Origin of the sequence: Rhizobium sp. BG4 (assembly GCF_016864575.1) — a bacterium.
Classification (GTDB): Bacteria; Pseudomonadota; Alphaproteobacteria; order Rhizobiales; family Rhizobiaceae; genus Rhizobium.
The window spans coordinates 1671888-1692462 of the sequence record NZ_CP044125.1 but is presented as its reverse complement, the minus strand read 5'-3'; the positions used below and the strand labels follow the sequence as shown (position 1 = coordinate 1692462).

The window sequence follows — 20575 nt, the reverse complement described above, 5'->3', positions numbered from 1 at the left end:
AATGGCAACAAGACCGACAACCTCCGCTCCTTCCCAGCGCATGCTGCGCGTCGGCGAGCAGGTGCGCGCTGCGATCACGCAGGTGCTGCAGCGCGGCGAAGTCCGCGACGACGTGATCGAAAAGACCGTGATCTCCATCTCCGAAGTGCGCATGTCGCCCGATCTGAAGATCGCGACCGCCTTCGTGACGCCGCTCGGCGTCTCCGATCATGACAAGGTGATCGCGGCGCTGAACAAGAATGCGAAATACATCCGCGGCCGCCTCGGCAATCAGCTGCGCCAGATGAAATACATGCCGGAAGTCCGCTTCCGCGACGATACGAGCTTCGACAATTACAAGAAGATCGATGAGCTCCTGCGCTCTCCGGAGGTCAGCCGCGACCTCGATGACGACGCTGACGCCTGATAACAGAAGAAGACATGTCCAAACCACGTAAACCCAAGGGCCGCCCGGTTTCCGGCTGGCTGATCCTCGACAAGCCGGTGGATTTCGGCTCCACGGAAGCCGTTTCCAAGATCAAGTGGCTGTTCAAGGCGCAGAAATGCGGCCATGCCGGCACGCTCGATCCGCTTGCCTCCGGCATGCTGCCGATCGCACTTGGCGACGCCACCAAGACTGTTCCTTACGTCATGGATGGCCGCAAGATCTACGAATTCACCGTCACCTGGGGCGAAGAGCGCGCCACTGACGACCTCGAGGGTGACGTAACCCAGAGCTCGGACAAGCGTCCGTCTGAGGAACAGATCCGCGCCCTGCTACCGGGCTATACCGGCGTCATCAGCCAGGTTCCGCCGCAGTTTTCGGCGATCAAGATTGCCGGTGAGCGCGCCTACGATCTCGCCCGTGAGGGCGAGGCCGTCGAGATCCCGTCGCGCGAAGTCGAGATCTTCCGCCTGACGCTGCTCTCCTGCCCGGATGCCAGCACCGCGCATTTCGAAGTCGAATGCGGCAAGGGCACCTATGTCCGCGCTCTCGCCCGTGATTTCGGCCGCGAACTCGGTTGCTACGGCCATATCTCGGGTCTCCGCCGCACCTTCGTCGCTCCCTTCGCCGAAGACAGCATGATCCCGCTTGCCGATCTCGTCGCCCTCGAAGCGATCGAGGATCAGGACGAGCGTCTGGTCGCCCTCGACGCGCTGCTGATCGACACCAGCGAGGCGCTTTCCGCGCTGCCGCATCTCATCGTCAACGACGACCAGGCGCACCGCCTGAAAATGGGCAATCCGATCCTGGTGCGCGGCCGCGATGCGCCGATCACCGAGAGCGAAGCCTATGCGACGGCACGCGGCAAGCTGATCGCCATCGGCGAGATCGGCCAGGGCGAATTCCGCCCGAAGCGCGTCTTCGGCTGAGGCCACAGGAGCCTTGAGGAGGCGTGCCAGTCATGCCTCTTCCCTTCGCTGTCTGAATGGTTTATAGGCAGCGCCAGCATCAGGCAGGCCTGAATGCAATTCGCGGCCAAAGCTGGACGACATCCCGGCTTTTGGCGACCTTATCTCCTCTCATTGAAAGGAACATCCGATGTCGATTACTGCTGAGCGCAAGACCGCCCTGATCAAGGAATACGCAACGTTTGAAGGCGACACCGGTTCTCCGGAAGTCCAGGTTGCCATCCTGACCGAGCGGATCAACAACCTCACGGAACACTTCAAGGGCCACAAGAAGGACAACCACTCCCGCCGTGGCCTGCTGACGATGGTTTCGAGCCGCCGTTCGCTTCTCGACTACCTCAAGAAGAAGAACGAAGGCCGCTACACCAAGCTGATCACCAGCCTGGGTATCCGTCGCTAATGTTTTCCGGCGGGCTCTTCGGACGCCCGCCGGTTGCTTATTCGGGGCTTGGTGCCCCACAGACTGACCGCCCCGTTTGATATCTCGCGCGGCGGAACTGAGGCAGACCCGGATGGGCCGGTTTTGCCAAAACAACCGTTGACCTGTCATGGGGCAGGATTGCCGGATGCTTTCCGGCCAAGGTACCGAAGCCTTGGCCCGGCTTTCTCGAAAGCCGCTGCCGCAAAGCCTCCCGTTGTCTTGCCCATGATGCGTCACATAATTGCGGTCGATCGCGCGCTATGCCTTGAAAGGGTCGTGGCGCCTGTTCCCGCATTGAAGGACAAGACATATGTTCGATACCCATAGCGTGGAAATCGAGTGGGCAGGCCGTCCGCTGAAGCTCGAAACCGGCAAGATCGCCCGTCAGGCTGACGGCGCCGTTCTCGCCACCTACGGCGAAACCGTCGTTCTCGCGACCGTCGTTTCCGCCAAGGCTCCGAAGCCCGGCCAGGATTTCTTCCCGCTCACCGTCAACTACCAGGAAAAGACCTACGCAGCCGGCAAGATCCCGGCGGCTACTTCAAGCGCGAAGGACGTCCGTCGGAAAACGAAACCCTCGTTTCCCGCCTGATCGACCGCCCGATCCGCCCGCTCTTCCCGGAAGGCTACAAGAACGACACGCAGGTCGTTGTCACGGTCATCCAGCATGACCTCGAAAACAACCCGGATATCCTGTCGATGGTTGCGACCTCCGCAGCCTTGACGCTCTCCGGCGTTCCCTTCATGGGCCCGGTCGGCGGCGCTCGCGTCGGTTACATCAACGGCGAATACATCCTCAACCCGCATCTCGACGAGATGGACGAGTCGGTTCTCGACCTCGTCGTTGCCGGTACACATGACGCCGTTCTAATGGTTGAATCCGAAGCCAAGGAACTCAACGAAGAAATCATGCTCGGCGCCGTCATGTTCGGCCACAAGGGCTTCCAGCCGGTTCTCGACGCGATCATCAAGCTCGCCGAAGTGGCTGCCAAGGAACCGCGCGACTTCCAGCCGGAAGACTATTCGGAACTCGAAGGCGAAATGCTGAAGCATTTCGAAGCCGAACTCCGCACCGCCTACAAGAACACGCAGAAGGCTGAACGCTACGCTGCCGTCGACGCCGTCAAGGCGAAGGTCAAGGCACACTTCCTGCCGGAAGAAGGCGAAGCCAAGTACACGGCTGAAGAAGTCGGCGCGATCTTCAAGCACCTGCAGGCAAAGATCGTTCGCTGGAACATCCTCGACACCAAGAGCCGCATCGACGGCCGCGACCTCGAAACCGTTCGTCCAATCGTTTCCGAAGTTGGCCTCCTGCCGCGCACCCACGGTTCTGCTCTCTTCACCCGCGGTGAAACGCAGGCGATCGTCGTTGCCACGCTCGGCACCGGCGAAGACGAACAGTATGTCGACAGCCTGACGGGCATGTACAAGGAGCGCTTCCTGCTCCATTACAACTTCCCGCCCTACTCTGTTGGCGAAACCGGCCGCATGGGCTCCCCGGGCCGCCGCGAAATCGGTCACGGCAAGCTCGCATGGCGCGCTATCCGCCCGATGCTGCCGTCGGCTGAACAATTCCCCTACACGCTGCGCGTTGTCTCCGAAATCACCGAGTCGAACGGCTCGTCCTCGATGGCAACCGTTTGCGGCACCTCGCTGGCGCTCATGGACGCAGGCGTTCCGCTTGCCAAGCCGGTTGCTGGTATCGCCATGGGCCTGATCCTCGAAGGTGACCGCTTCGCCGTTCTCTCCGACATCCTCGGCGACGAAGACCACCTCGGCGACATGGACTTCAAGGTTGCCGGTACCGCTGACGGCATCACCTCGCTGCAGATGGACATCAAGATCGCCGGTATCACCGAAGAGATCATGAAGGTCGCTCTCGGCCAGGCACAGGGCGGCCGCAAGCACATCCTCGGCGAAATGGCCAAGGCCATCACCGAGAGCCGTGGCCAGCTCGGCGAATTCGCTCCGCGCATCGAAGTCATGAACATCCCGGTCGACAAGATCCGTGAAGTCATCGGCTCCGGCGGCAAGGTCATCCGTGAAATCGTCGAAAAGACCGGCGCGAAGATCAACATCGAAGACGACGGCACCGTCAAGATCGCCTCGTCCTCGGGCAAGGAAATCGAAGCGGCCCGCAAGTGGATTCACTCGATCGTTGCCGAGCCGGAAATCGGCGTTATCTACGAAGGCACGGTCGTCAAGACCGCCGACTTCGGCGCATTCGTCAACTTCTTCGGCGCCCGTGACGGCCTCGTCCACATCTCGCAGCTCGCTTCCGAGCGCGTTGCCAAGACCCAGGACGTTGTCAAGGAAGGCCAGAAGGTTTGGGTCAAGCTCCTCGGCTTCGACGAGCGCGGCAAGGTCCGCCTGTCGATGAAGGTTGTCGATCAGGCGACCGGCCAGGAAATCCCGGCTGACAAGAAGAAGGAAGAAGCAGCCGAGTAAGCTGCGCCTTTCCAGGACTTCATGGGCGCGGGACTGTTTCCGCGCCCTTTTTGTATTCAAAGACGAGATGAGCCCATGAGCCGCGAAACGCTGAAAACCCTGTTCCACCCCTTTGCCAGCGGCACTGTCGATGCGCCGGGCGAGGGGCAGCGTGTGCTGTTTCTCGGCGCCGAGGCAGGTTTCGCGCTGCCGGAGGGCTTTGCGGCCTCGCTGAGCGCCGTACAGGGCTTCCGCCCGCTGTTCCGGCAGCTACAGGCGCAGCGCATCGAAACCACGCCTGAGATCGAAGGCGAGGACTATGATGCGGCTCTGGTTCTCTGCACCAAGCACAAGGGCGAGAACGAGGCGAATATCGCCGCCGCGCTCTCCCGCGTGAAGGCGGGTGGCTTGATCGTCATCGCCGGCGGTAAGGAAGACGGCATCCAGCCGCTGCGCAAGCGCATGGATGGCTTCGGCTTCGATATCGAGCACATGCCAAAATATCACGGCGTCGCCTTCTGGTTCATCCGTCCGGCTGATGTCAGCGAAGCTGTCGCCAAATTCGCCAAGGCGTCGGTGCGTGTCGATGGCCGCTTCATCGCCGCCCCCGGCATGTTCTCGCATGATCGCATCGACGACGGCTCGGAACTGCTCGCCTCGCGCCTTCCGACCGATTTCACCGGCGACGCCGCCGATTTCGGCGCCGGCTGGGGCTATCTCTCGGTCGAACTGATGGAGAAGTCGCCGCGCCTCGAGCGTCTCGACCTTTACGAGGCCAACCACGCCTCGCTGGAAGCCGCCAAGGACAATCTGGCAGAGAACTTCCCGAAGGCGCCCGCTCGCTTCTTCTGGCACGATCTGGCCGCCGAGCCGGTCAAGGACAAGTACGACCTGATCATCATGAACCCGCCCTTCCACGAGGGCCACGCCGCTGAGCCCTCGCTCGGCCAGGCGATGATCAAGACTGCAGCCTCGGCGCTACGCGGCGGCGGCCGCCTCATGCTCGTCGCCAACCGCGGCCTTCCCTACGAGCCGGTCCTGGCGGCAAGCTTCCGCGAAAGCGGCGAAACCTGCCGCAACGCCCGCTTCAAGGTTCTCTGGGCGAAAAAGTAAGCGCTACGCCGCTTCGATTTCCTTGCGGGCGGCGCTCGCAAGGAAGGCCGACCGGGTCAGGCCCCGCTCTTTGGCAGCGGCGTCGATCGCATCGAGCATACCCTTCTCAAATGTCACGTTCGCACGCACGATCCGCGTTTCGTCCTCGATGAACGGTACACGTGTGAGAAATGCGCCTGCTGCCAACTGTTCGCGAACATCGGCGCGGCTGCTGATGGTTTCGAAGGATGACGGCACGGGAAGTACCTCATCTTCGGCCCAGAGCCGCAGGGCTTCGATGGCATTCGCCGTCAGGTCGTCTTCTTTATCCGCAGCTGAAAAGACGGATGGCAGATCGGGAAAGCTGATCCCGAAAGCGCTGTCTTCGTCCTTGTGGACGAGAGCGATGAAGTATTTCATCGATTGCTCCTCATACCCATCCGGCCTGCCTGGCGATCGCGTGCGCCGTGCCTGCGGGCAAATCTTTCTTCGGGTGCGGGACGATGATCGTCCGGTCGCCTTTCCGGAATTTATGGTGAGATCCCTTTACGGAGATGAGCGCGAATCCGTCGCGCTTTAGTCGCGAAATGATCTTCTGACTGTTTCGCTCCATCGATCTCCCACCCCTTCGCCAATATACGCTGCCGGAGTAGAAACGACAAGGCCGTGCGCATCATGATGCGCACGGCCTTGCAAAGCTTAATGGCTGTTCGATGCTATTCGACGTCTGCAGTCCGCAGCGCGTCCAGCGTCGGCATCGAGGTGATGTTGAAGCCTGCGTCGACGAAATGGATTTCGCCGGTGACGCCGGCCGACATGTCCGACAGCAGGTAGAGCGCCGAATTGCCGACATGGTCGATGCTGACGGTCTTGCGCAGTGGCGCATTGCGCTGGTTCCACGAGAGGATCGCGCGGGCGTCGGAGATGCCGGCGCCTGCGAGCGTGCGGATCGGGCCTGCGGAGATCGCGTTGACGCGGATGCCCTTCGGGCCGTAATCGGCCGCCAGATAGCGCACGGAGGCTTCCAGAGCAGCCTTGGCAACGCCCATGACGTTGTAGTTCGGGATGACGCGCGTCGAGCCGTTATAGGTCAGCGTCAGCATCGAGCCGCCGTCGCTCATCAGCGGCGCACAGCGCTTGGCGATCTCGGTGAAGGAGAAACAGGAGATCACCATCGTGCGGCTGAAGTTCTCGCGCGTGGTGTCTGCGTAAAGACCCTTCAGCTCATTCTTGTCGGAAAAGCCGATGGCGTGAACGATGAAATCGAGCTTGCCCCAGCGTTCCTTGATCGACTCGACGAGAGCATCGACCGAAGCGACGTCCTCGACATCGCAGGGCAGCACGAAGTCGGAGCCGACTTCAGCTGCAAGCGGCTTCACGCGCTTGCCGAGCGCCTCGCCCTGAAAGGTGAAAGCCAGTTCGGCGCCCTGGGCGGCCAGCGCCTTCGAAATGCCCCAGGCGATAGAATGGTTGTTTGCGACGCCCATGATGAGGCCGCGCTTACCCTGCATGAATCCCGTCATGGTATTATCCGTTGTAGCGCTGGAAGACGAGCGTAGCGTTCGTGCCGCCGAAGCCGAAGGAGTTGGAAAGGGCAATGTCGATCTTGGCATCGTCGATGCGCTTGCGAACGATCGGCACGCCGTCGAACTCGGGGTCGAGTTCCTTGATATGGGCGCTTTCGCCGATGAAGCCCGCCTGCATCATCAGCAGCGAGTAGATCGATTCCTGCACGCCGGCCGCGCCGAGCGAGTGGCCGGTCAGCGACTTGGTCGACTGGATGTGCGGGATCTTATCGCCGAAGACTTCGCGGATCGCTCCGATTTCCTTGCTGTCGCCAACGGGCGTCGAGGTACCGTGCGTGTTGACATAGTCAACGCTGCCCTTCACCGTCGCGAGTGCCTGGCGCATGCAGCGGATGGCGCCTTCGCCCGACGGAGCGACCATGTCGTAACCATCGGAGGTCGCGCCGTAGCCGACGATTTCGGCGTAGATCTTGGCGCCGCGGGCCTTGGCATGCTCGAGTTCTTCGAGAACGAGAACGCCGGCGCCGCCAGCGATGACGAAGCCGTCGCGGCTGACGTCATAGGCGCGCGAGGCGGTATCGGGCGTATCGTTGTACTTGGAGGACATCGCGCCCATGGCGTCGAAGAGGTTCGACATCGTCCAGTCGAGATCTTCGTGGCCGCCGGCGAACATGATGTCCTGCTTGCCCCACTGGATCATTTCAGCGGCATTGCCGATGCAGTGTGCAGAGGTCGAGCAGGCCGACGAGATCGAGTAGTTGACGCCGTGAATCTTGAACCAGGTAGCGAGCGTTGCCGAAGCCGTCGAAGACATCGCCTTCGGCACGGCAAACGGGCCGATGCGCTTCGGGCTGTTGTTCTTGATGGTGATGTCGGCCGCTTCGATCAGCGTGCGGGTGGACGGGCCACCGGAGCCCATGATGATACCGGTGCGCTCGTTGCCGCCGATGTCGGACTCTTCGAGGCCGGAATCGGCGATCGCCTGCTTCATGGCGACGTGGTTCCACATGCCGCCCTGCGACAGGAAGCGGGCTGCACGGCGGTCGACGAGGTCGGTCACGTCGATCTTCGGCGAACCCCAGACCTGGCACTTGAAGCCGTGCTCGGCGAAGTCGTTGGAAAACGAGATACCGGACTTGGCTTCGCGCAACGACGCGGTGACTTCCTGCGCATCATTTCCGATGGAGGAAACGATACCCAGACCCGTGACAACAACCCGTCTCATGTCGATGACCTCTTCTAAAACGTCTTTGTATTTGGAGCGATCGTGACCGCGGTTCAGGCTTTGGACAGACCGACGCGCAGGTCGGTTGCCTGGTAGATGACTTCCCCGTCAGCCTTCAGCCAGCCGTCGGCGGTGCCGAGAACCAGGCGGCCGCGCATGACGCGCTTGAAGTCGATGCCGTATTCGAGGAGCTTCGTCTCGGGGCGAACCATGCCCTTGAACTTCACTTCGCCTGTCGACAGTGCCATGCCGCGACCGGGCTCGCCGAGCCAGCCGAGGAAGAAGCCCGTCAGCTGCCACATGCCGTCGAGGCCGAGGCAGCCCGGCATGATCGGATTTCCCTGAAAGTGGCAGGGGAAATACCAATCGTCGGGCTTAACGTCGTACTCGGCGCGAATGTAACCCTTGTCGAACGCTCCGCCGGTTTCGGAGATGTCGGTAATGCGATGGACCATCAGCATCGGCGGCAGGGGAAGCTGTGCATTGCCAGGGCCGAACAGTTCGCCGCGGCCGCAGGACAGGATTTCCTCATAGTTGAAGCTGGATTGTCTCGTCGTCATGAAAAGTCTGTGTCCCCCGCAACGTGCTGATGGAGTGAGTGTTTAGTCCAAGTTCTTCGGAAAATGAAGCATAAGCATGGCTGCCTCTCATTCCGCGCCGGACCGGCGATCTGCCTTATTTGGTGGTCGCATACAGGAAGGCCAAGGCCGCGGCCAGAGCTAAATGCGTCAAAGGCCGGATTTTAAGGCATTTCCGCCCCTATTGTCCCCATTGAAACTATTGAAAGGCTTTTGCGCAAAAGTTATATGGCTTAGGAAACCTGATTACTTGACGCTAGAATTAACCGGAGTTCCTCCTTGATGGCGCCAGAAGCCCCGATTAGCATCGAAGCACGACTGCGCAGTGCCGGCCTTCGTCCGACCCGCCAGCGCGTTGCCCTCGGGGATCTCCTGTTTGCCAAGGGCGACCGGCACCTGACGGTCGAGGAACTGCACGAGGAAGCCGTCACCGCGGGCGTGCCCGTGTCGCTGGCGACAGTCTACAACACGCTGCACCAGTTCACCGAGGCCGGGATGATCCGCGTTCTCGCCGTGGAAAGCGCGAAGACCTATTTCGACACCAACGTATCCGATCACCATCACTTCTTCGTCGAGGGTGAAAACGACGTGCTCGACATCCCTGTCAGCAATCTGACGATCGGCAATCTGCCGGAGCCGCCTGAAGGCATGGAAATCGCCCATGTCGACGTGGTGATCCGTCTGCGCCCGAAGAACCGCTAAATCTCACATGACATCATCGGGGTGACGGCCGGGCCTGTGCTTGTAGGTCGGGAACGTCCATCCGAACCACAGCGCGCCGCCGCGGATCGCGAAGGCTGCCGCGGCGCCGAGCGCTGACGCGGCATAGAGAGGCACGCCGAGCTCTGTTGCGCCGGTAAAGACGCCGGCGCCAATCAGCGCAGCGGTGATATAGATTTCCGGCCGCAGCAGGACCGAAGGCTCGTTCGCCATGAGATCGCGCAGAACGCCGCCGAAGGTCGCGGTCAGCGTTCCCGTCACGACGGCGATGGTGGGGGAGCCGGTGGCCGCCAGCCCCTTCGCCGCGCCCATGACGCAATAGGCCGACAGGCCGATGGCATCGAGCCAGATCAGCAGCCGGTAGCGCGATTCCACCAGGTGCGCGGTAAAGAACACGACGACGCCGGTGATGCAGCAGATGACGATATAGGCAGGGTTCAAGACCCAGAACACCGGAACGCGGCCGAGCACGATATCGCGCACGGTGCCGCCGCCAATACCCGTCACCGTCGCGAAGAACAGGAAGCCGATGAGGTCGAGCTGCTTGCGCGATGCTGCAAGCGCGCCGGTCGCCGCGAAAAGCGCAATGCCGGCATAATCGAGATAGGCGAGCAGCGACATTTGAGGGTCCCAAGGCGGCGGAGATCGTCGGGCGACTGAATCACGGCGGCAAGGGCGGCGCAAGGCGCGGCGTAGAGAATGCGCCGCTGTCAGTGTCCTTATCCGCCAAAAAGAGGAAAGCCGTGAAAGCGCTTCTCATCGCCCTCAATCTCACAGCGCTGCTCGTGGTGCCGGTTGCCGCCTTCGCCCAGCAGTCCCTGATCTCCGATCCGGAGATCTACGAGAAGAAGCATTTCACCGAGCAATGCACCAAGGCGGAGTTCGGCGAGGGCTACGTGACCCGCCAGGACATCAATAATGATGGCCTCATTGACGCTGTCGTCAACGAGGGCGAGCTCACTTGCGACGGCGAAAAGGGACCGCAGTGCAACGATGACGGCTGCCCCTATAACTTCTATCTGCAGGTGGCCGAGGGCGGCTATTTCATGATCGCCACGGCGCAGATCTACGGCTACGACTTCGTCCAGCGCTTCGGCAACATGGTTCTGGCCATGAAGATGCATCCCCGCTTCTGCGATCGCACGGAAGGTGACCCCTGCATCGTCACGGCCCGCGTTCGCGGCACCAAGTTCGTCACCATCTCCAAGAAATAGCGATTACTTCGGATAGAGCTCCGAGGTGCGCCCTGCCAGATAGTAGCCGACCAGGCCGAACCATTCGCGCACGGCCGTCGCAGTGTTCTGGGCGTTGAGGCTCGGCTGGGTGAAATCCAACCCGAGATGCACTTCGCCATCAGTGCGGAAATCGGTCGGCCACGGCACCACGTCGATCCCGAGCTTGCGGAAGATGCCGACCGAGCGCGGCATATGATAGCCCGAGGTGATCAGCAGGCAGTTCGACAGGCCGTTCGTGGCGAGCAGATCCTTGGTGTTGGTGGCATTCTCGAAGGTTGTCCGCGAGGTGGTCTCCTCGACCAGCCGTTCCCGCGCCACGCCGAAGAGCGGGAAGAAACGCGCCGAGGCAGCCGCGTCGCCCTCATAGTGGCCCGATATCGAGCCATCGCCGCCGGAAATCAGGATCCGTGACTGCGGAAACTTCTGCGCCAACCGCAGCGTCTCGATGAAGCGGTCGGCAGCGGCATTGAATTCGATGCCGTGACGGGCGGTGTTCACCTCGTTCTCGAAAGCGCCGCCGAGCACGATCATGCATTGAAGGCTATCGGGATCCTGCGCCGGTTTGGGGAAACGGTTCTCCAGCCCCTGCAGCAGATAGTTGCCCGCCGTCGTGTAAAGCGTCGCGAACAGCACGGCAGCGCCAAGCCCGGAGAGCAGGAGCGCGCTCTTGCCTAGCCGGAAGGCCAGCGCAAGGAAGCCGAGAACGGTCAGGAAGAACGCGAGGGACAGCGGCTGGCCGAAGACCCAGACAAGCTTGGAAAAGAGAAACACGAAAACGCTCCCAATATCGAATTGGGCGGCATCCTATGCGATTCGGTTGTCGAGGAAATGTTGCGCTACGGGCGCAGGCCGGATGCGGTTGATCGTCTCAGATGATGGCAGGGATCAACGGCGAACTGTCATCGAAGGAGATGAAATGGATTCCGATTCAATCGATTAGTGAAAGGGAGGTGCGATCATCCGCAGCTGGCTTTCGGTTTCGGCGACCGCGCGTTCAATCCAGTAAAGAATTTCGGGCTGGTGATTAATATTTAAGCGCAGCGCCGAGAGTCCATCAAGTATCGTCGAAAGGTTTCGCTGCGTTTCATCGGCTGCGATGTTCGGCGGCGCTTCAGGCAATTCAATATCGAATTTCATTGCAGTGATCGTGCCTCCATTGGGCGGCGGATTCTTTTTGTTCCCGGCGGGAATTACCTATCCTTACGCAGCCATCTGTCAATTGGATCAGCCCGCAAATTGTGGCCTATCCCCCTTTGTATTCCGCTTGGCTTGCAGATAGTTTGAGCACCGACTCATCTCCTGAAAGCCACTGCGGACATGTCTGCACTCGAGAACTTTGCCGAAAATCTCCGGCGGCTGTGCCTCGCAAAGGCGGGCAGCATCAGCGCTGCCGCGCGCGGCATGGAAATTGGCCGCTCGCAGATTGAATCCTATCTTCAGGCTCGCCGGGCGCCTGGGCGCGCCTCGGTCAAGAAAATCTGTCAGTACCTCGGCGTCACCGAGGAAGAAATGTATCAGCGGCCGATCTCGGTCGACCTCGATCATGGCCGCCCGTCGGCGCAGCGTGTGCTTTCCGCCGCCCGTGACGCGCTGGAGCCGCTGCTCTTCGCGGATCCTGCTGCCGGTATCGCTCCGGGCCTATACCATGCCTATATGACGATCCCGAGTACGCCGGACAGCCTGCTCTGCGCCGTCATCGTCATTGCCAAGCAGGGCAATGCCACCACGTTTCGCCGCCTCACAAACCGGGCGGTGAAGAAGGGCGAATATTGGTCCCGCTTCACCGGCGATCACAAGGGCATCGTCGTCGAGCGCTTGAACTGCCTGTCATTCGCTGCCGCAAACCAGATAGGCACCCAGGAGCCGACCCTGATGCGTCTTAGATGGCTGCCTTTCTCCGAAAAGCTGCTCGGCGGCCATTCGATGATCTTCACGCCGGCCGGTCCATCCTTCAGCGCCGTCGTCATGGTGCCGCTCAACAGCAGGATCAACCTGCGCACCGCGCTCCGCCTCGCAAAGGTCTACCGCACCACCGATGATGCGGTGCCCCGCATCGTCAGGGATATGATCGTCCAACAGCGCGCCGACTTCATCTCCGCAGTCACGCGCGACCTCAGTTAGTTCAGCGACAACCCCATATCGTGGGTGGCCGCCGCCGGCTCGACGCTGACGCGGTGTGCCTCGATGAGTGCCATCGACAGAAGATAGGTCAGCATCGGCTGCTTCGCGCTCCTGCTCTGCGCGATCAGCGTGTTCAGCATGTCGATGGTGTATCCACCGACGGCATCATCCAAAGTCAGCTCTTCTTTGGCTTGCGCAGTCTTTTTAAGGCCCATTCTGCTTCTCCGGCGGTCCTACCGAATTATTCTCATGACTATGATTGTCATAGTTCGCATTTTTGGGCTACACATTTCTATGTAAACGCAAAAATAACGGATTTAATTCAGAAATTTCCTGTTTTTGACTTCAATTGAAGCAATGCATCACTCTGGTGTATCAAAACAATATTTCCGTATTAATTGAATATTTCTGGTTGCTGTTTCATCCTCCAGCCGCGATCAAGGGGATCGCTCCTACAACCGTGGAGATGGATCATGCAGAACAAGACGAAGCCGAACCTCAAGGTAACGCCGGTCAAGGCCAAGCCGACCTTTGTCAGCCGCGGCATGATGTTCCGTATTGATTAAGTTCATAAGCGCCTGCTGCGGGCTCCGCGGCAGGCGCATGTGATTCGATGCGCTACCGCTCGTCACGCACTCTCGTCTTTCACAACGACGGCGACGCCTTCGTCGCCTGCAACTTCCTCACCAAGGCTGTTTTCGAATGCAGCCCTGATCTCCTGGAGTTCCTTCGCGCCCTCGACGACTGGAGCGCGACCGTTGCGATCCGCGATCTGGCGCCGGGTTACAGCGAAGAGGAACTGACCGAGACGCTCGCCTCGCTGGTCGAGATGTCGGCTCTCGTCGAAGAGAATTCGGCGCTGCATGCGCGCGAAGACGCCTTTACCCGGAACTGGAAATGGGGCGTGCCGGCTGCTCTCCTGCACTTCTGCGTCCAGGATCCCGACTATATGTCGCTCAACGAGGCCGAGGACCTGCAGCGCTCGACCCTGGCGGCGGAGGGCGAGATCGAACTGTACAGCCTGAATTCCGGCCGCAAGGACGTCATCCAGCTGCCTCCGGCGCTGAACGGCAATGCGTTGCTGCAGCTGATGTCGCGCCGCCGCACGCAGCGAAAGGGCCTGGCGAAGCCGATTTCGGTCAGTGAGCTCTCTGAAGCACTCTTCGCCGGCCTCGGCATCACCGGTAAGGCGCGCAACGCCGTGGTCGAACTGCCGCTGTCGATGACCCCGTCAGGCGGCGCCCGCAATCCCTATGAAGCCTATGTCTTCGCCCGCAACGTTGAAGGGCTGGAGCCGGGCATCTATCACTATTCGGCGCTGGAACACTCGCTGGCGCGCGTCTCGGACGAGGAGCCCGAGCTCTCAACTCTGGTCGGCGGCCAGGAATGGGCCGATACCATGCCCTGCATGATCGTGCTCGTCGCCCATATGGACCGCACCATGTGGAAATACGAGGATGCCAATGCCTACAGGGTGGTGATGATCGAGGCCGGACACATCGGCCAGAACATCATGCTCGCGGCAACCGCGCATGGCCTGACCGCCTGTCCCACGGCCGCACTCAGCCATAGCGCGATCTGCAAATTGCTCGAAATTGGCAATCCCGCCCATGCGCCGGTCTACGCCCTTACTCTGGGTTGGCCTGACGCAACGTAAAGACCAAAAAAGTCGGTTGAATTTTGCAACTCGCGGGTTGCGATATTTAAAATACCCGGCATATTATGGTGAGCAATTCGTTTCTAAATGAGGGAACGCTCACGTGCCAGATCCAGTCGATATCCTAGTCGGTCGCAATGTAAGACAGTTGCGCGCCCGGCGCCGCGTTTCCCAGCTCGAACTGGGGGAAGCCCTCGGGCTGACCTTCCAGCAGATCCAGAAATATGAGAAGGGGACGAACCGCGTTTCCGCCAGCAAGCTGCACCAGATCGCGCAGTTTCTCGGCGTGGAAATCTCCGCTCTGTTCGAAGGTGCCGAAACCAATCAGCCCGAGAAGATCGAGCTGAGCCCGGAAGCCTACGAACTCGCCCTGCATTACGACAAGCTTCACTCGCCGGCAGGCAAGGAAGCGGTCAAGACCATCCTGACTTTGATGAGCAACGAGACGGCGGCTTAATCCGCCCCGCAAACCGGCGTTGCCAGGGCCACTTCGCTTCCCGGTAAATTTTGCCCGCCCTCGTGGCGGGCTTTCTTTTTGTCAGTGCAGTTCGCGCTCGTGCAGCGCCGTCAGCAGCTCGTCCTGCGTATGATGGCCGGCGTGATAGAGGTCGATCGCGATGCTGGCGATCGACAGGCCCTGCTGGCTGCGAAGCTTGATGTTTCGCTCTGCGCACCAGGAGTAAAGCGCGCCGGCGAGGACATCGACATCATCCGCCGGATTGGACATGGAAAGTGCTGCGGTCATGTGAAGTGCCCTTTGGTTCGTTCCCCAATTCCGTGCTGAAGAGTGAAGTGATTTAGAGAAGTTGCAAGTCCGTTTCAGGGCCTGCGTTAACGCCGGACATATGCGCATTTCGCAGCGTCTCAAAACGGCACGGAAAGGCCATCCGTGCCGCTATGAAACGCCTTTGACTGATTATAGGACGTGTAACGGCGCCTCCATCTACGCCGCAAAGCTGCACCCGGTCAGCCTCTCGCTGAGTGCCCAGAGCTTGCCGGCCGCCTGCGAATCGCAGGCCCAGGGCCAGACGCCGGTCGGCCCGGTATGACCTTCCGGAACCAGCGGAGAGATGTCGCAGTCTTCGCAATAGACGCCGCCCCGGCCATCGAGCTTCTGGCTCGTCGCGCACCACACGGAGGTCGCCGCACCCTCCTCGACATTCCTGAAGCTGCGCTGGCTTTCCTCGCTGACATCCATCCCGCCATCGGCATGCCGGGTAATGCCGAAGGCCTTGAAGTCATCATCAGTCAGATGGCGGACCAGATCGGTGATGATCGCGCCGGGATGGACCGAGAAGGCCCGCACACCGGACGCCTTGCCGCGTTCGTCGAGACCGAAGGCGAAGAGCGCGTTGGCGGTCTTCGACTGACCATAGGCCTTCCACTTGTCGTATGCGCGTTTCTCGAAGTTCGGATCTGCGAAATCGACGGGAGCAAACCGGTGACCGCGCGACGACACTGCGACCACGCGCGCACCCCTGGCCTTCGCCAGGGCAGGCCAGAGGCGGGCTGTAAGCTGGAAATGGCCGAGGTGATTGCCGGAGAACTGAACCTCATAGCCGCGGCCGTCCCGCGTCAGCGGCGACGCCATGACGCCGGCGCTGTTGACCAGCATGTGAAGCGGTCGGCCGCTCGCAAGAAAGCCTTCCGCGAAGCGGTCGATTGCTTCAGGATCGAGAAGGTCGAGCGGCGCGAGCTCGACGCGGGCAATGCCGGCGAGATTGGCTTCGGCCTTGGCGCGCGTCCTGACGGGAACGACGACCGTCGCTCCGGCCTCGCTGAGCGCTCGCGTCGTCTCCACGCCGATGCCGGAATAGCCGCCGGTGACGATGGCGATCTTGCCGCGCAGATCGATCCCGGCAATCACGTCGCGTGCCGTGCTCTTGGCATTGAATCCCGAATGAATAGGCTGCTGTTCAGTCGTCACAGGTAAGCTCCTTCTGCAAACACAGCCGGATATAGATTGCAGTTCCGGGATGATCCATGTAACAAAGTTCCGATTTCTTGCTTGATCGTTCAGATATGGATCCGCTCTCCAATATCCTCGCCCTGCTGCAGCCGAAAAGCGTCGAGACCTATGGTGTCGTCTCCGGCGGCGACTGGGCGCTCGACTTTCCGCGCCGCTATGAGGGCATCAAGTTTGGTGCTGTCGCCCGCGGCGGCGGCTGGCTGCGCGTCTCCGGCGAGCCGCAGCCCTTCAAGCTGGAGGAGGGCGATTGCTACCTGCTGACCGGCCAGCCCTATTGGCTCGGAACCGACCTTGAGCTCCCTGGTACCGATGCCCGCATGATCTTCGTCGATCTGAAAACCCGCGTCGCGCAGCATGGACCGCATGACGACACGTTCCTCGTCGGCGGCCGTCTGATGTTCGATGCCAGCCATCAGGTGTTGCTGACAGGCGCCCTGCCGGCGGTGATGCATATTCCGGCTGCTGCCGACGAGGCGGAAACGCTGCGCTGGACGCTGAAGCAGTTGGCAAAGGAACTCACCGAGATGCGCCCCGGCGGCGCGCTGATGTCGGAGCATCTCGGCCACATCCTGTTCGTCAACGCCCTGCGCCTGCATATGGCAAGCGAAGGCGAGGGGGCACCAGGCTGGCTGAAGGGGCTGAATGATCCACGGATCGGCCGTGCCTTGAGGGCGGTTCATGCTGAGCCTGCGCGGCGCTGGACGCTCGAACAGCTGGCCGGTGAAGCCGGCATGTCGCGGACTGCCTTCGCGCTTCATTTCAAGGCGCTGGTCGGCTGGCCGCCGCTCGATTATCTGCTGCGCTGGCGCATGCGGCTTGCAGCTCGTGCGCTGCTCTCGCCGGAGCGTACACGGCTTGCGGAGATCGCTCTGTCGGTCGGCTACGAGTCCGAGAGCGCCTTCAGCGCAGCCTTCAAGCGGGCGATGGGCTGTGCCCCCAAACACTATCAGAGCCGCATCCGGCAGCCGGTTTGAGGCAATAGAAAAGCCGGTGGGAGCACCACCGGCTTTCGATTGTCTGATGAGCGCTGGCTCAGCCCTCGAAGAATTCCTTCATCCGGGCAAAAAAGCCCGTCGACTCCGGATTGTTCTCCTTGGAGGAGAGCTGCTCGAATTCCTGCAGCAGCTCGCGCTGACGCTTGGAGAGCTTCTGAGGCGTCTCGATCTGGATCTGGATGTAGAGGTCACCCGTCTGGCTGGAGCGCAGCACAGGCATGCCCTTGCCCTTGAGGCGGAACTGCTTGCCGGCCTGCGTTCCCTCGGGAACGGTGACCCGCGATTTCGTCCCGTCGAGCGTCGCCACGTCGAAGGTGCCACCGAGCGCGGCCGTCGTCATCGAGATCGGCACGGCGCAATAGAGGTCCGCTCCGTCGCGCTGATAGAACTCATGCGGCTTGACCGACAGGAAGATATAGAGGTCGCCCGCCGGGCCACCGCGCGTTCCTGCCTCGCCTTCGCCCTGCAGACGAATACGGGTGCCGTCTTCGATACCAGCCGGGATGTTGACCGAGAGCGAGCGCTCTTCCGTCACACGGCCCTGGCCATGGCACTTGGTGCACGGGTCGGGAATGATCGTGCCGCGGCCGTGGCAGGTCGGGCAGGTCCGCTCGATCGAGAAGAAGCCCTGTGCAGCACGCACGCGGCCGGAACCCTGGCAGGTGCCGCAGGTCTTCGGCTGCGTGCCTGGCTTGGCCCCCGAACCGGAACAGACGTCGCAGGTGATCGAGGTCGGAACCCGGATCTGCGCCGTTTTGCCGGAGAAGGATTCTTCCAGCGAGATTTCCATGTTGTAGCGAAGATCGGCGCCGCGTTCGCGACCGCCCGAAGAGCGCTGCCGTCCGCGGCCGCCACCCATCATCTCGCCGAAAATGTCTTCGAAGATGTCGGAGAAGCCGCCACCGCCGGCAAAGCCGCCGCCGCCACCCGGTCCCATACCGCCATGTTCGAAGGCTGCATGACCATAGCGATCATAGGCCGCGCGTTTCTGCGGGTCCTTGAGCGTCTCGTAGGCTTCGTTGATTTCCTTGAACTTGACTTCGGCGCTCTTATCGTCCGGGTTTTTGTCCGGATGATACTTCATTGCCAATTTGCGGAAGGCGCTTTTCAGCTCTTTCTCATCCGCCGTTTTGGCGACGCCCAGAGTTTCGTAAAAGTCCGCTTTTGCCAATTTAAACCCCGAAAATGGATTTCCGGCTGCCGTTAGGCAGCCGGATCACACTGGTGAGCATAACCGCTTTGCCGCGGATTACGCGGACTTTTTGCGGTCGTCGTCTTTGACTTCTTCGTAGTCGGCATCGACGACATTGTCATCGCCTGCAGACGCGTCAGCCGTGCCGGCTTCGGCCTGCTGCGCTTCGTAGATAGCCTGACCGAGCTTCATGGACACTTCCATGAGCGTCTGGGTCTTTGCCTTGATGTCTTCGGCGTCGGGCTCGGTAGCCTCGATCGAGGACTTCAGGGCAGCGATCGCGTCGGAGATCGCGGTGCGGTCGGCTTCGGAAACCTTGTCACCGTAATCCTTGAGCGACTTTTCCGTCGAGTGAACAAGGCTTTCGGCCTGGTTCTTGGCTTCTACGGCTTCGCGGCGCTTCTTGTCGGCTTCAGCATTGGCTTCAGCGTCCTTGACCATCTTCTCGATGTCGGCGTCAGACAGGCCACCGGAAGCCTGGATACGGATCTGCTGTTCCTTGCCGGTACCCTTGTCCTTGGCCGAAACCTGCACGATGCCGTTCGCGTCGATGTCGAAGGTGACTTCGATCTGTGGAACGCCACGCGGTGCCGGCGGCAGGCCAACGAGGTCGAACTGGCCGAGCAGTTTGTTGTCCTGTGCCATTTCGCGCTCGCCCTGCGAAACACGGATGGTGACGGCCTGCTGGTTGTCGTCGGCGGTCGAGAAGGTCTGGCTCTTCTTCGTCGGGATCGTGGTGTTGCGCTCGATCAGACGGGTAAAGACGCCACCGAGGGTCTCGATGCCGAGAGACAGCGGGGTTACGTCGAGAAGCAGAACGTCCTTGACGTCGCCCTGGAGAACGCCGGCCTGGATGGCGGCGCCGAGTGCGACGACCTCATCCGGGTTGACGCCCTTGTGCGGCTCCTTGCCGAACAGCTGCTTGACGACTTCCTGCACCTTCGGCATGCGGCTCATGCCGCCGACCAGAACGACTTCGTCGATTTCGGCCGCGGTAACGCCGGCATCCTTGAGGGCTGCCTTGCACGGAGCGACGGTGCGCTGGACGAGATCGTCGACCAGGCTTTCCAGCTTGGCGCGCGTCAGCTTCAGCGTCAGGTGCTTCGGACCGGAAGCGTCAGCCGTGATGAACGGCAGGTTGATTTCGGTCTGCTGCGAGGACGACAGTTCGATCTTCGCCTTTTCGGCAGCTTCCTTGAGGCGCTGCAGGGCGAGCTTGTCGTTCTTCAGGTCGATGCCCTGGTCCTTCTTGAACTCGGTAACGAGATATTCGACGAGGCGCATGTCGAAGTCTTCACCGCCGAGGAAGGTATCGCCGTTCGTCGACTTCACTTCGAAGACGCCGTCGCCGATTTCCAGAACGGAGATATCGAACGTGCCGCCGCCAAGGTCGTAAACGGCGATCGTCTTGCCGTCCTTCTTGTCGAGGCCGTAAGCGAGTGCGGCAGCCGTCGGCTCGTTGATGATGCGGAGCACTTCGAGACCAGCGATACGGCCGGCATCCTTGGTTGCCTGGCGCTGCGCGTCGTTGAAGTAGGCCGGAACGGTGATGACGGCCTTCTCGACCTTTTCACCGAGGTAGGATTCAGCGGTTTCCTTCATCTTCTGAAGGATCATCGCGGAGATCTGAGCGGGCGAGTAGCCCTTGTTCTGAGCTTCGACCCACGCGTCGCCGTTATCGCCCTTGGCGATCTTGAAAGGAACGAGGCTCTTGTCCTTCTCAACGGTCGGATCGTCGTAGCGGCGGCCGATGAGGCGCTTTACTGCGAAGAGCGTGTTGGTGGGGTTGGTGACCGCCTGGCGCTTTGCCGGCTGGCCAACGAGGCGTTCGCCGTCATCGGAGAATGCCACCATGGAAGGGGTCGTACGCGCGCCTTCCGCATTTTCAATGACCTTTGCGTCCTTGCCGTCCATGACAGCGACGCAGGAATTTGTCGTTCCGAGGTCGATACCAATTACTTTTGCCATGTCATTTACTCCTTGAAGCAAGCTGTCGGAACCCTTGGTAAGGCATTTCCCTGACAG

The 20575-nt window shown here is 61.0% G+C and carries 23 protein-coding genes and 1 pseudogene; 11 read left to right on the top strand and 13 right to left on the bottom strand.

The genetic code is table 11. The features are described from left to right. The first annotated feature begins 1 nt into the window (after position 1). From rbfA to F2982_RS08800, 5 genes and pseudogenes are all read left to right on the top strand, one after another. Positions 2 to 406, top strand: coding sequence for a 30S ribosome-binding factor RbfA (gene rbfA / locus F2982_RS08820; protein WP_112714204.1), 405 nt, complete (start codon positions 2 to 4; stop codon positions 404 to 406). A gap of 14 nt (positions 407 to 420) precedes the next feature. Then, the gene (gene truB, locus F2982_RS08815; RefSeq protein WP_203429837.1) at positions 421 to 1353 is read left to right on the top strand and encodes a tRNA pseudouridine(55) synthase TruB; all 933 of its coding nucleotides are present in this window, start codon (positions 421 to 423) and stop codon (positions 1351 to 1353) included. A gap of 169 nt (positions 1354 to 1522) precedes the next feature. Continuing rightward, positions 1523 to 1792 (top strand): 30S ribosomal protein S15, encoded by a 270-nt coding sequence (gene rpsO / locus F2982_RS08810; protein WP_026283114.1) that lies wholly within the window; start codon positions 1523 to 1525, stop codon positions 1790 to 1792. A gap of 331 nt (positions 1793 to 2123) precedes the next feature. Continuing rightward, positions 2124 to 4261 (top strand): annotated as a pseudogene (pnp, locus tag F2982_RS08805) (polyribonucleotide nucleotidyltransferase). Between the two features lie 75 nt (positions 4262 to 4336). Next, a complete protein-coding gene (locus F2982_RS08800) occupies positions 4337 to 5353 on the top strand; it encodes a class I SAM-dependent methyltransferase (RefSeq protein WP_203429836.1) in 1017 nt (338 codons plus the stop codon). 3 nt (positions 5354 to 5356) lie between these two features. Here the strand turns inward: F2982_RS08800 and F2982_RS08795 are convergent, their stop codons facing one another. The 5 genes from F2982_RS08795 to fabA all read right to left on the bottom strand — a co-directional run bounded on the left by F2982_RS08795 (position 5357) and on the right by fabA (position 8643). Beyond that, the gene (locus F2982_RS08795; RefSeq protein ID WP_203429835.1) at positions 5357 to 5752 is read right to left on the bottom strand and encodes a type II toxin-antitoxin system HicB family antitoxin; all 396 of its coding nucleotides are present in this window, start codon (positions 5750 to 5752) and stop codon (positions 5357 to 5359) included. A gap of 10 nt (positions 5753 to 5762) precedes the next feature. Next, entirely contained in the window at positions 5763 to 5945 is a 183-nt protein-coding gene (locus F2982_RS08790) for a type II toxin-antitoxin system HicA family toxin (RefSeq protein ID WP_199629863.1), read from the bottom strand. 103 nt (positions 5946 to 6048) lie between these two features. Beyond that, positions 6049 to 6855 (bottom strand): enoyl-ACP reductase FabI, encoded by an 807-nt coding sequence (gene fabI / locus F2982_RS08785; RefSeq protein WP_203429834.1) that lies wholly within the window; start codon positions 6853 to 6855, stop codon positions 6049 to 6051. Between the two features lie 4 nt (positions 6856 to 6859). Then, positions 6860 to 8083, bottom strand: a complete 1224-nt coding sequence (gene fabB / locus F2982_RS08780; protein ID WP_112714194.1) for a beta-ketoacyl-ACP synthase I — start codon at positions 8081 to 8083, stop codon at positions 6860 to 6862. Between the two features lie 53 nt (positions 8084 to 8136). Continuing rightward, on the bottom strand, positions 8137 to 8643 hold the full coding sequence (fabA, locus tag F2982_RS08775) for a 3-hydroxyacyl-[acyl-carrier-protein] dehydratase FabA (protein WP_203429833.1): 507 nt from the start codon (positions 8641 to 8643) through the stop codon (positions 8137 to 8139). Between the two features lie 300 nt (positions 8644 to 8943). Here fabA and irrA point away from each other — a divergent pair, with 300 nt between their 5' ends. Continuing rightward, a complete protein-coding gene (gene irrA / locus F2982_RS08770) occupies positions 8944 to 9363 on the top strand; it encodes an iron response transcriptional regulator IrrA (protein WP_130279385.1) in 420 nt (139 codons plus the stop codon). 3 nt (positions 9364 to 9366) lie between these two features. Here irrA and F2982_RS08765 read toward each other — a convergent pair whose 3' ends face one another. Continuing rightward, entirely contained in the window at positions 9367 to 10002 is a 636-nt protein-coding gene (locus tag F2982_RS08765; RefSeq protein WP_112714190.1) for a trimeric intracellular cation channel family protein, read from the bottom strand. A 122-nt stretch (positions 10003 to 10124) separates the two neighbouring features. On the opposite strand from F2982_RS08765, the gene F2982_RS08760 reads away from it, so the two are divergent. Beyond that, positions 10125 to 10595, top strand: coding sequence for a hypothetical protein (locus tag F2982_RS08760; RefSeq protein ID WP_203429832.1), 471 nt, complete (start codon positions 10125 to 10127; stop codon positions 10593 to 10595). Positions 10596 to 10598: 3 nt separating this feature from the next. Here the strand turns inward: F2982_RS08760 and F2982_RS08755 are convergent, their stop codons facing one another. Continuing rightward, positions 10599 to 11387, bottom strand: coding sequence for a YdcF family protein (locus F2982_RS08755; protein ID WP_130279382.1), 789 nt, complete (start codon positions 11385 to 11387; stop codon positions 10599 to 10601). 165 nt (positions 11388 to 11552) lie between these two features. Further along, a complete protein-coding gene (locus F2982_RS08750) occupies positions 11553 to 11753 on the bottom strand; it encodes a hypothetical protein (protein ID WP_203429831.1) in 201 nt (66 codons plus the stop codon). A 180-nt stretch (positions 11754 to 11933) separates the two neighbouring features. Here F2982_RS08750 and F2982_RS08745 point away from each other — a divergent pair, with 180 nt between their 5' ends. Beyond that, entirely contained in the window at positions 11934 to 12737 is an 804-nt protein-coding gene (locus tag F2982_RS08745) for a helix-turn-helix transcriptional regulator (RefSeq protein ID WP_112714182.1), read from the top strand. Here F2982_RS08745 and F2982_RS08740 read toward each other — a convergent pair. Beyond that, the gene (locus F2982_RS08740) at positions 12734 to 12952 is read right to left on the bottom strand and encodes a hypothetical protein (protein WP_112714180.1); all 219 of its coding nucleotides are present in this window, start codon (positions 12950 to 12952) and stop codon (positions 12734 to 12736) included. The two genes, F2982_RS08745 and F2982_RS08740, sit on opposite strands and share 4 nt — an antisense overlap. A 398-nt stretch (positions 12953 to 13350) precedes the next feature. On the opposite strand from F2982_RS08740, the gene F2982_RS08735 reads away from it, so the two are divergent. After that, the gene (locus F2982_RS08735) at positions 13351 to 14394 is read left to right on the top strand and encodes a SagB/ThcOx family dehydrogenase (protein ID WP_203429830.1); all 1044 of its coding nucleotides are present in this window, start codon (positions 13351 to 13353) and stop codon (positions 14392 to 14394) included. A gap of 103 nt (positions 14395 to 14497) precedes the next feature. Continuing rightward, positions 14498 to 14851 carry a helix-turn-helix transcriptional regulator gene (locus F2982_RS08730; protein ID WP_112714176.1) on the top strand — a complete coding sequence of 118 codons (354 nt, stop codon included), beginning with the start codon at positions 14498 to 14500 and terminating at the stop codon, positions 14849 to 14851. Between the two features lie 81 nt (positions 14852 to 14932). Here the strand turns inward: F2982_RS08730 and F2982_RS08725 are convergent, their stop codons facing one another. Together F2982_RS08725 and F2982_RS08720 are read right to left on the bottom strand one after the other, a co-directional pair. Beyond that, complete coding sequence (locus tag F2982_RS08725; RefSeq protein WP_112714174.1) at positions 14933 to 15139, bottom strand: hypothetical protein; 207 nt, start codon at positions 15137 to 15139, stop codon at positions 14933 to 14935. Between the two features lie 198 nt (positions 15140 to 15337). Then, entirely contained in the window at positions 15338 to 16321 is a 984-nt protein-coding gene (locus F2982_RS08720) for an oxidoreductase (protein WP_203429829.1), read from the bottom strand. A gap of 77 nt (positions 16322 to 16398) precedes the next feature. Here F2982_RS08720 and F2982_RS08715 point away from each other — a divergent pair, with 77 nt between their 5' ends. Beyond that, positions 16399 to 17337, top strand: a complete 939-nt coding sequence (locus F2982_RS08715) for an AraC family transcriptional regulator (RefSeq protein ID WP_246777529.1) — start codon at positions 16399 to 16401, stop codon at positions 17335 to 17337. Positions 17338 to 17395: 58 nt separating this feature from the next. On the opposite strand, the gene dnaJ is transcribed toward F2982_RS08715, so the two are convergent. Both dnaJ and dnaK read right to left on the bottom strand, forming a co-directional pair. Next, positions 17396 to 18529: a molecular chaperone DnaJ gene (gene dnaJ / locus F2982_RS08710; protein ID WP_112714168.1), complete on the bottom strand. Its 1134-nt coding sequence runs from the start codon at positions 18527 to 18529 to the stop codon at positions 17396 to 17398. A 78-nt stretch (positions 18530 to 18607) separates the two neighbouring features. Beyond that, positions 18608 to 20518 carry a molecular chaperone DnaK gene (gene dnaK, locus F2982_RS08705; RefSeq protein ID WP_112714166.1) on the bottom strand — a complete coding sequence of 637 codons (1911 nt, stop codon included), beginning with the start codon at positions 20516 to 20518 and terminating at the stop codon, positions 18608 to 18610. Positions 20519 to 20575: the final 57 nt, after the last annotated feature.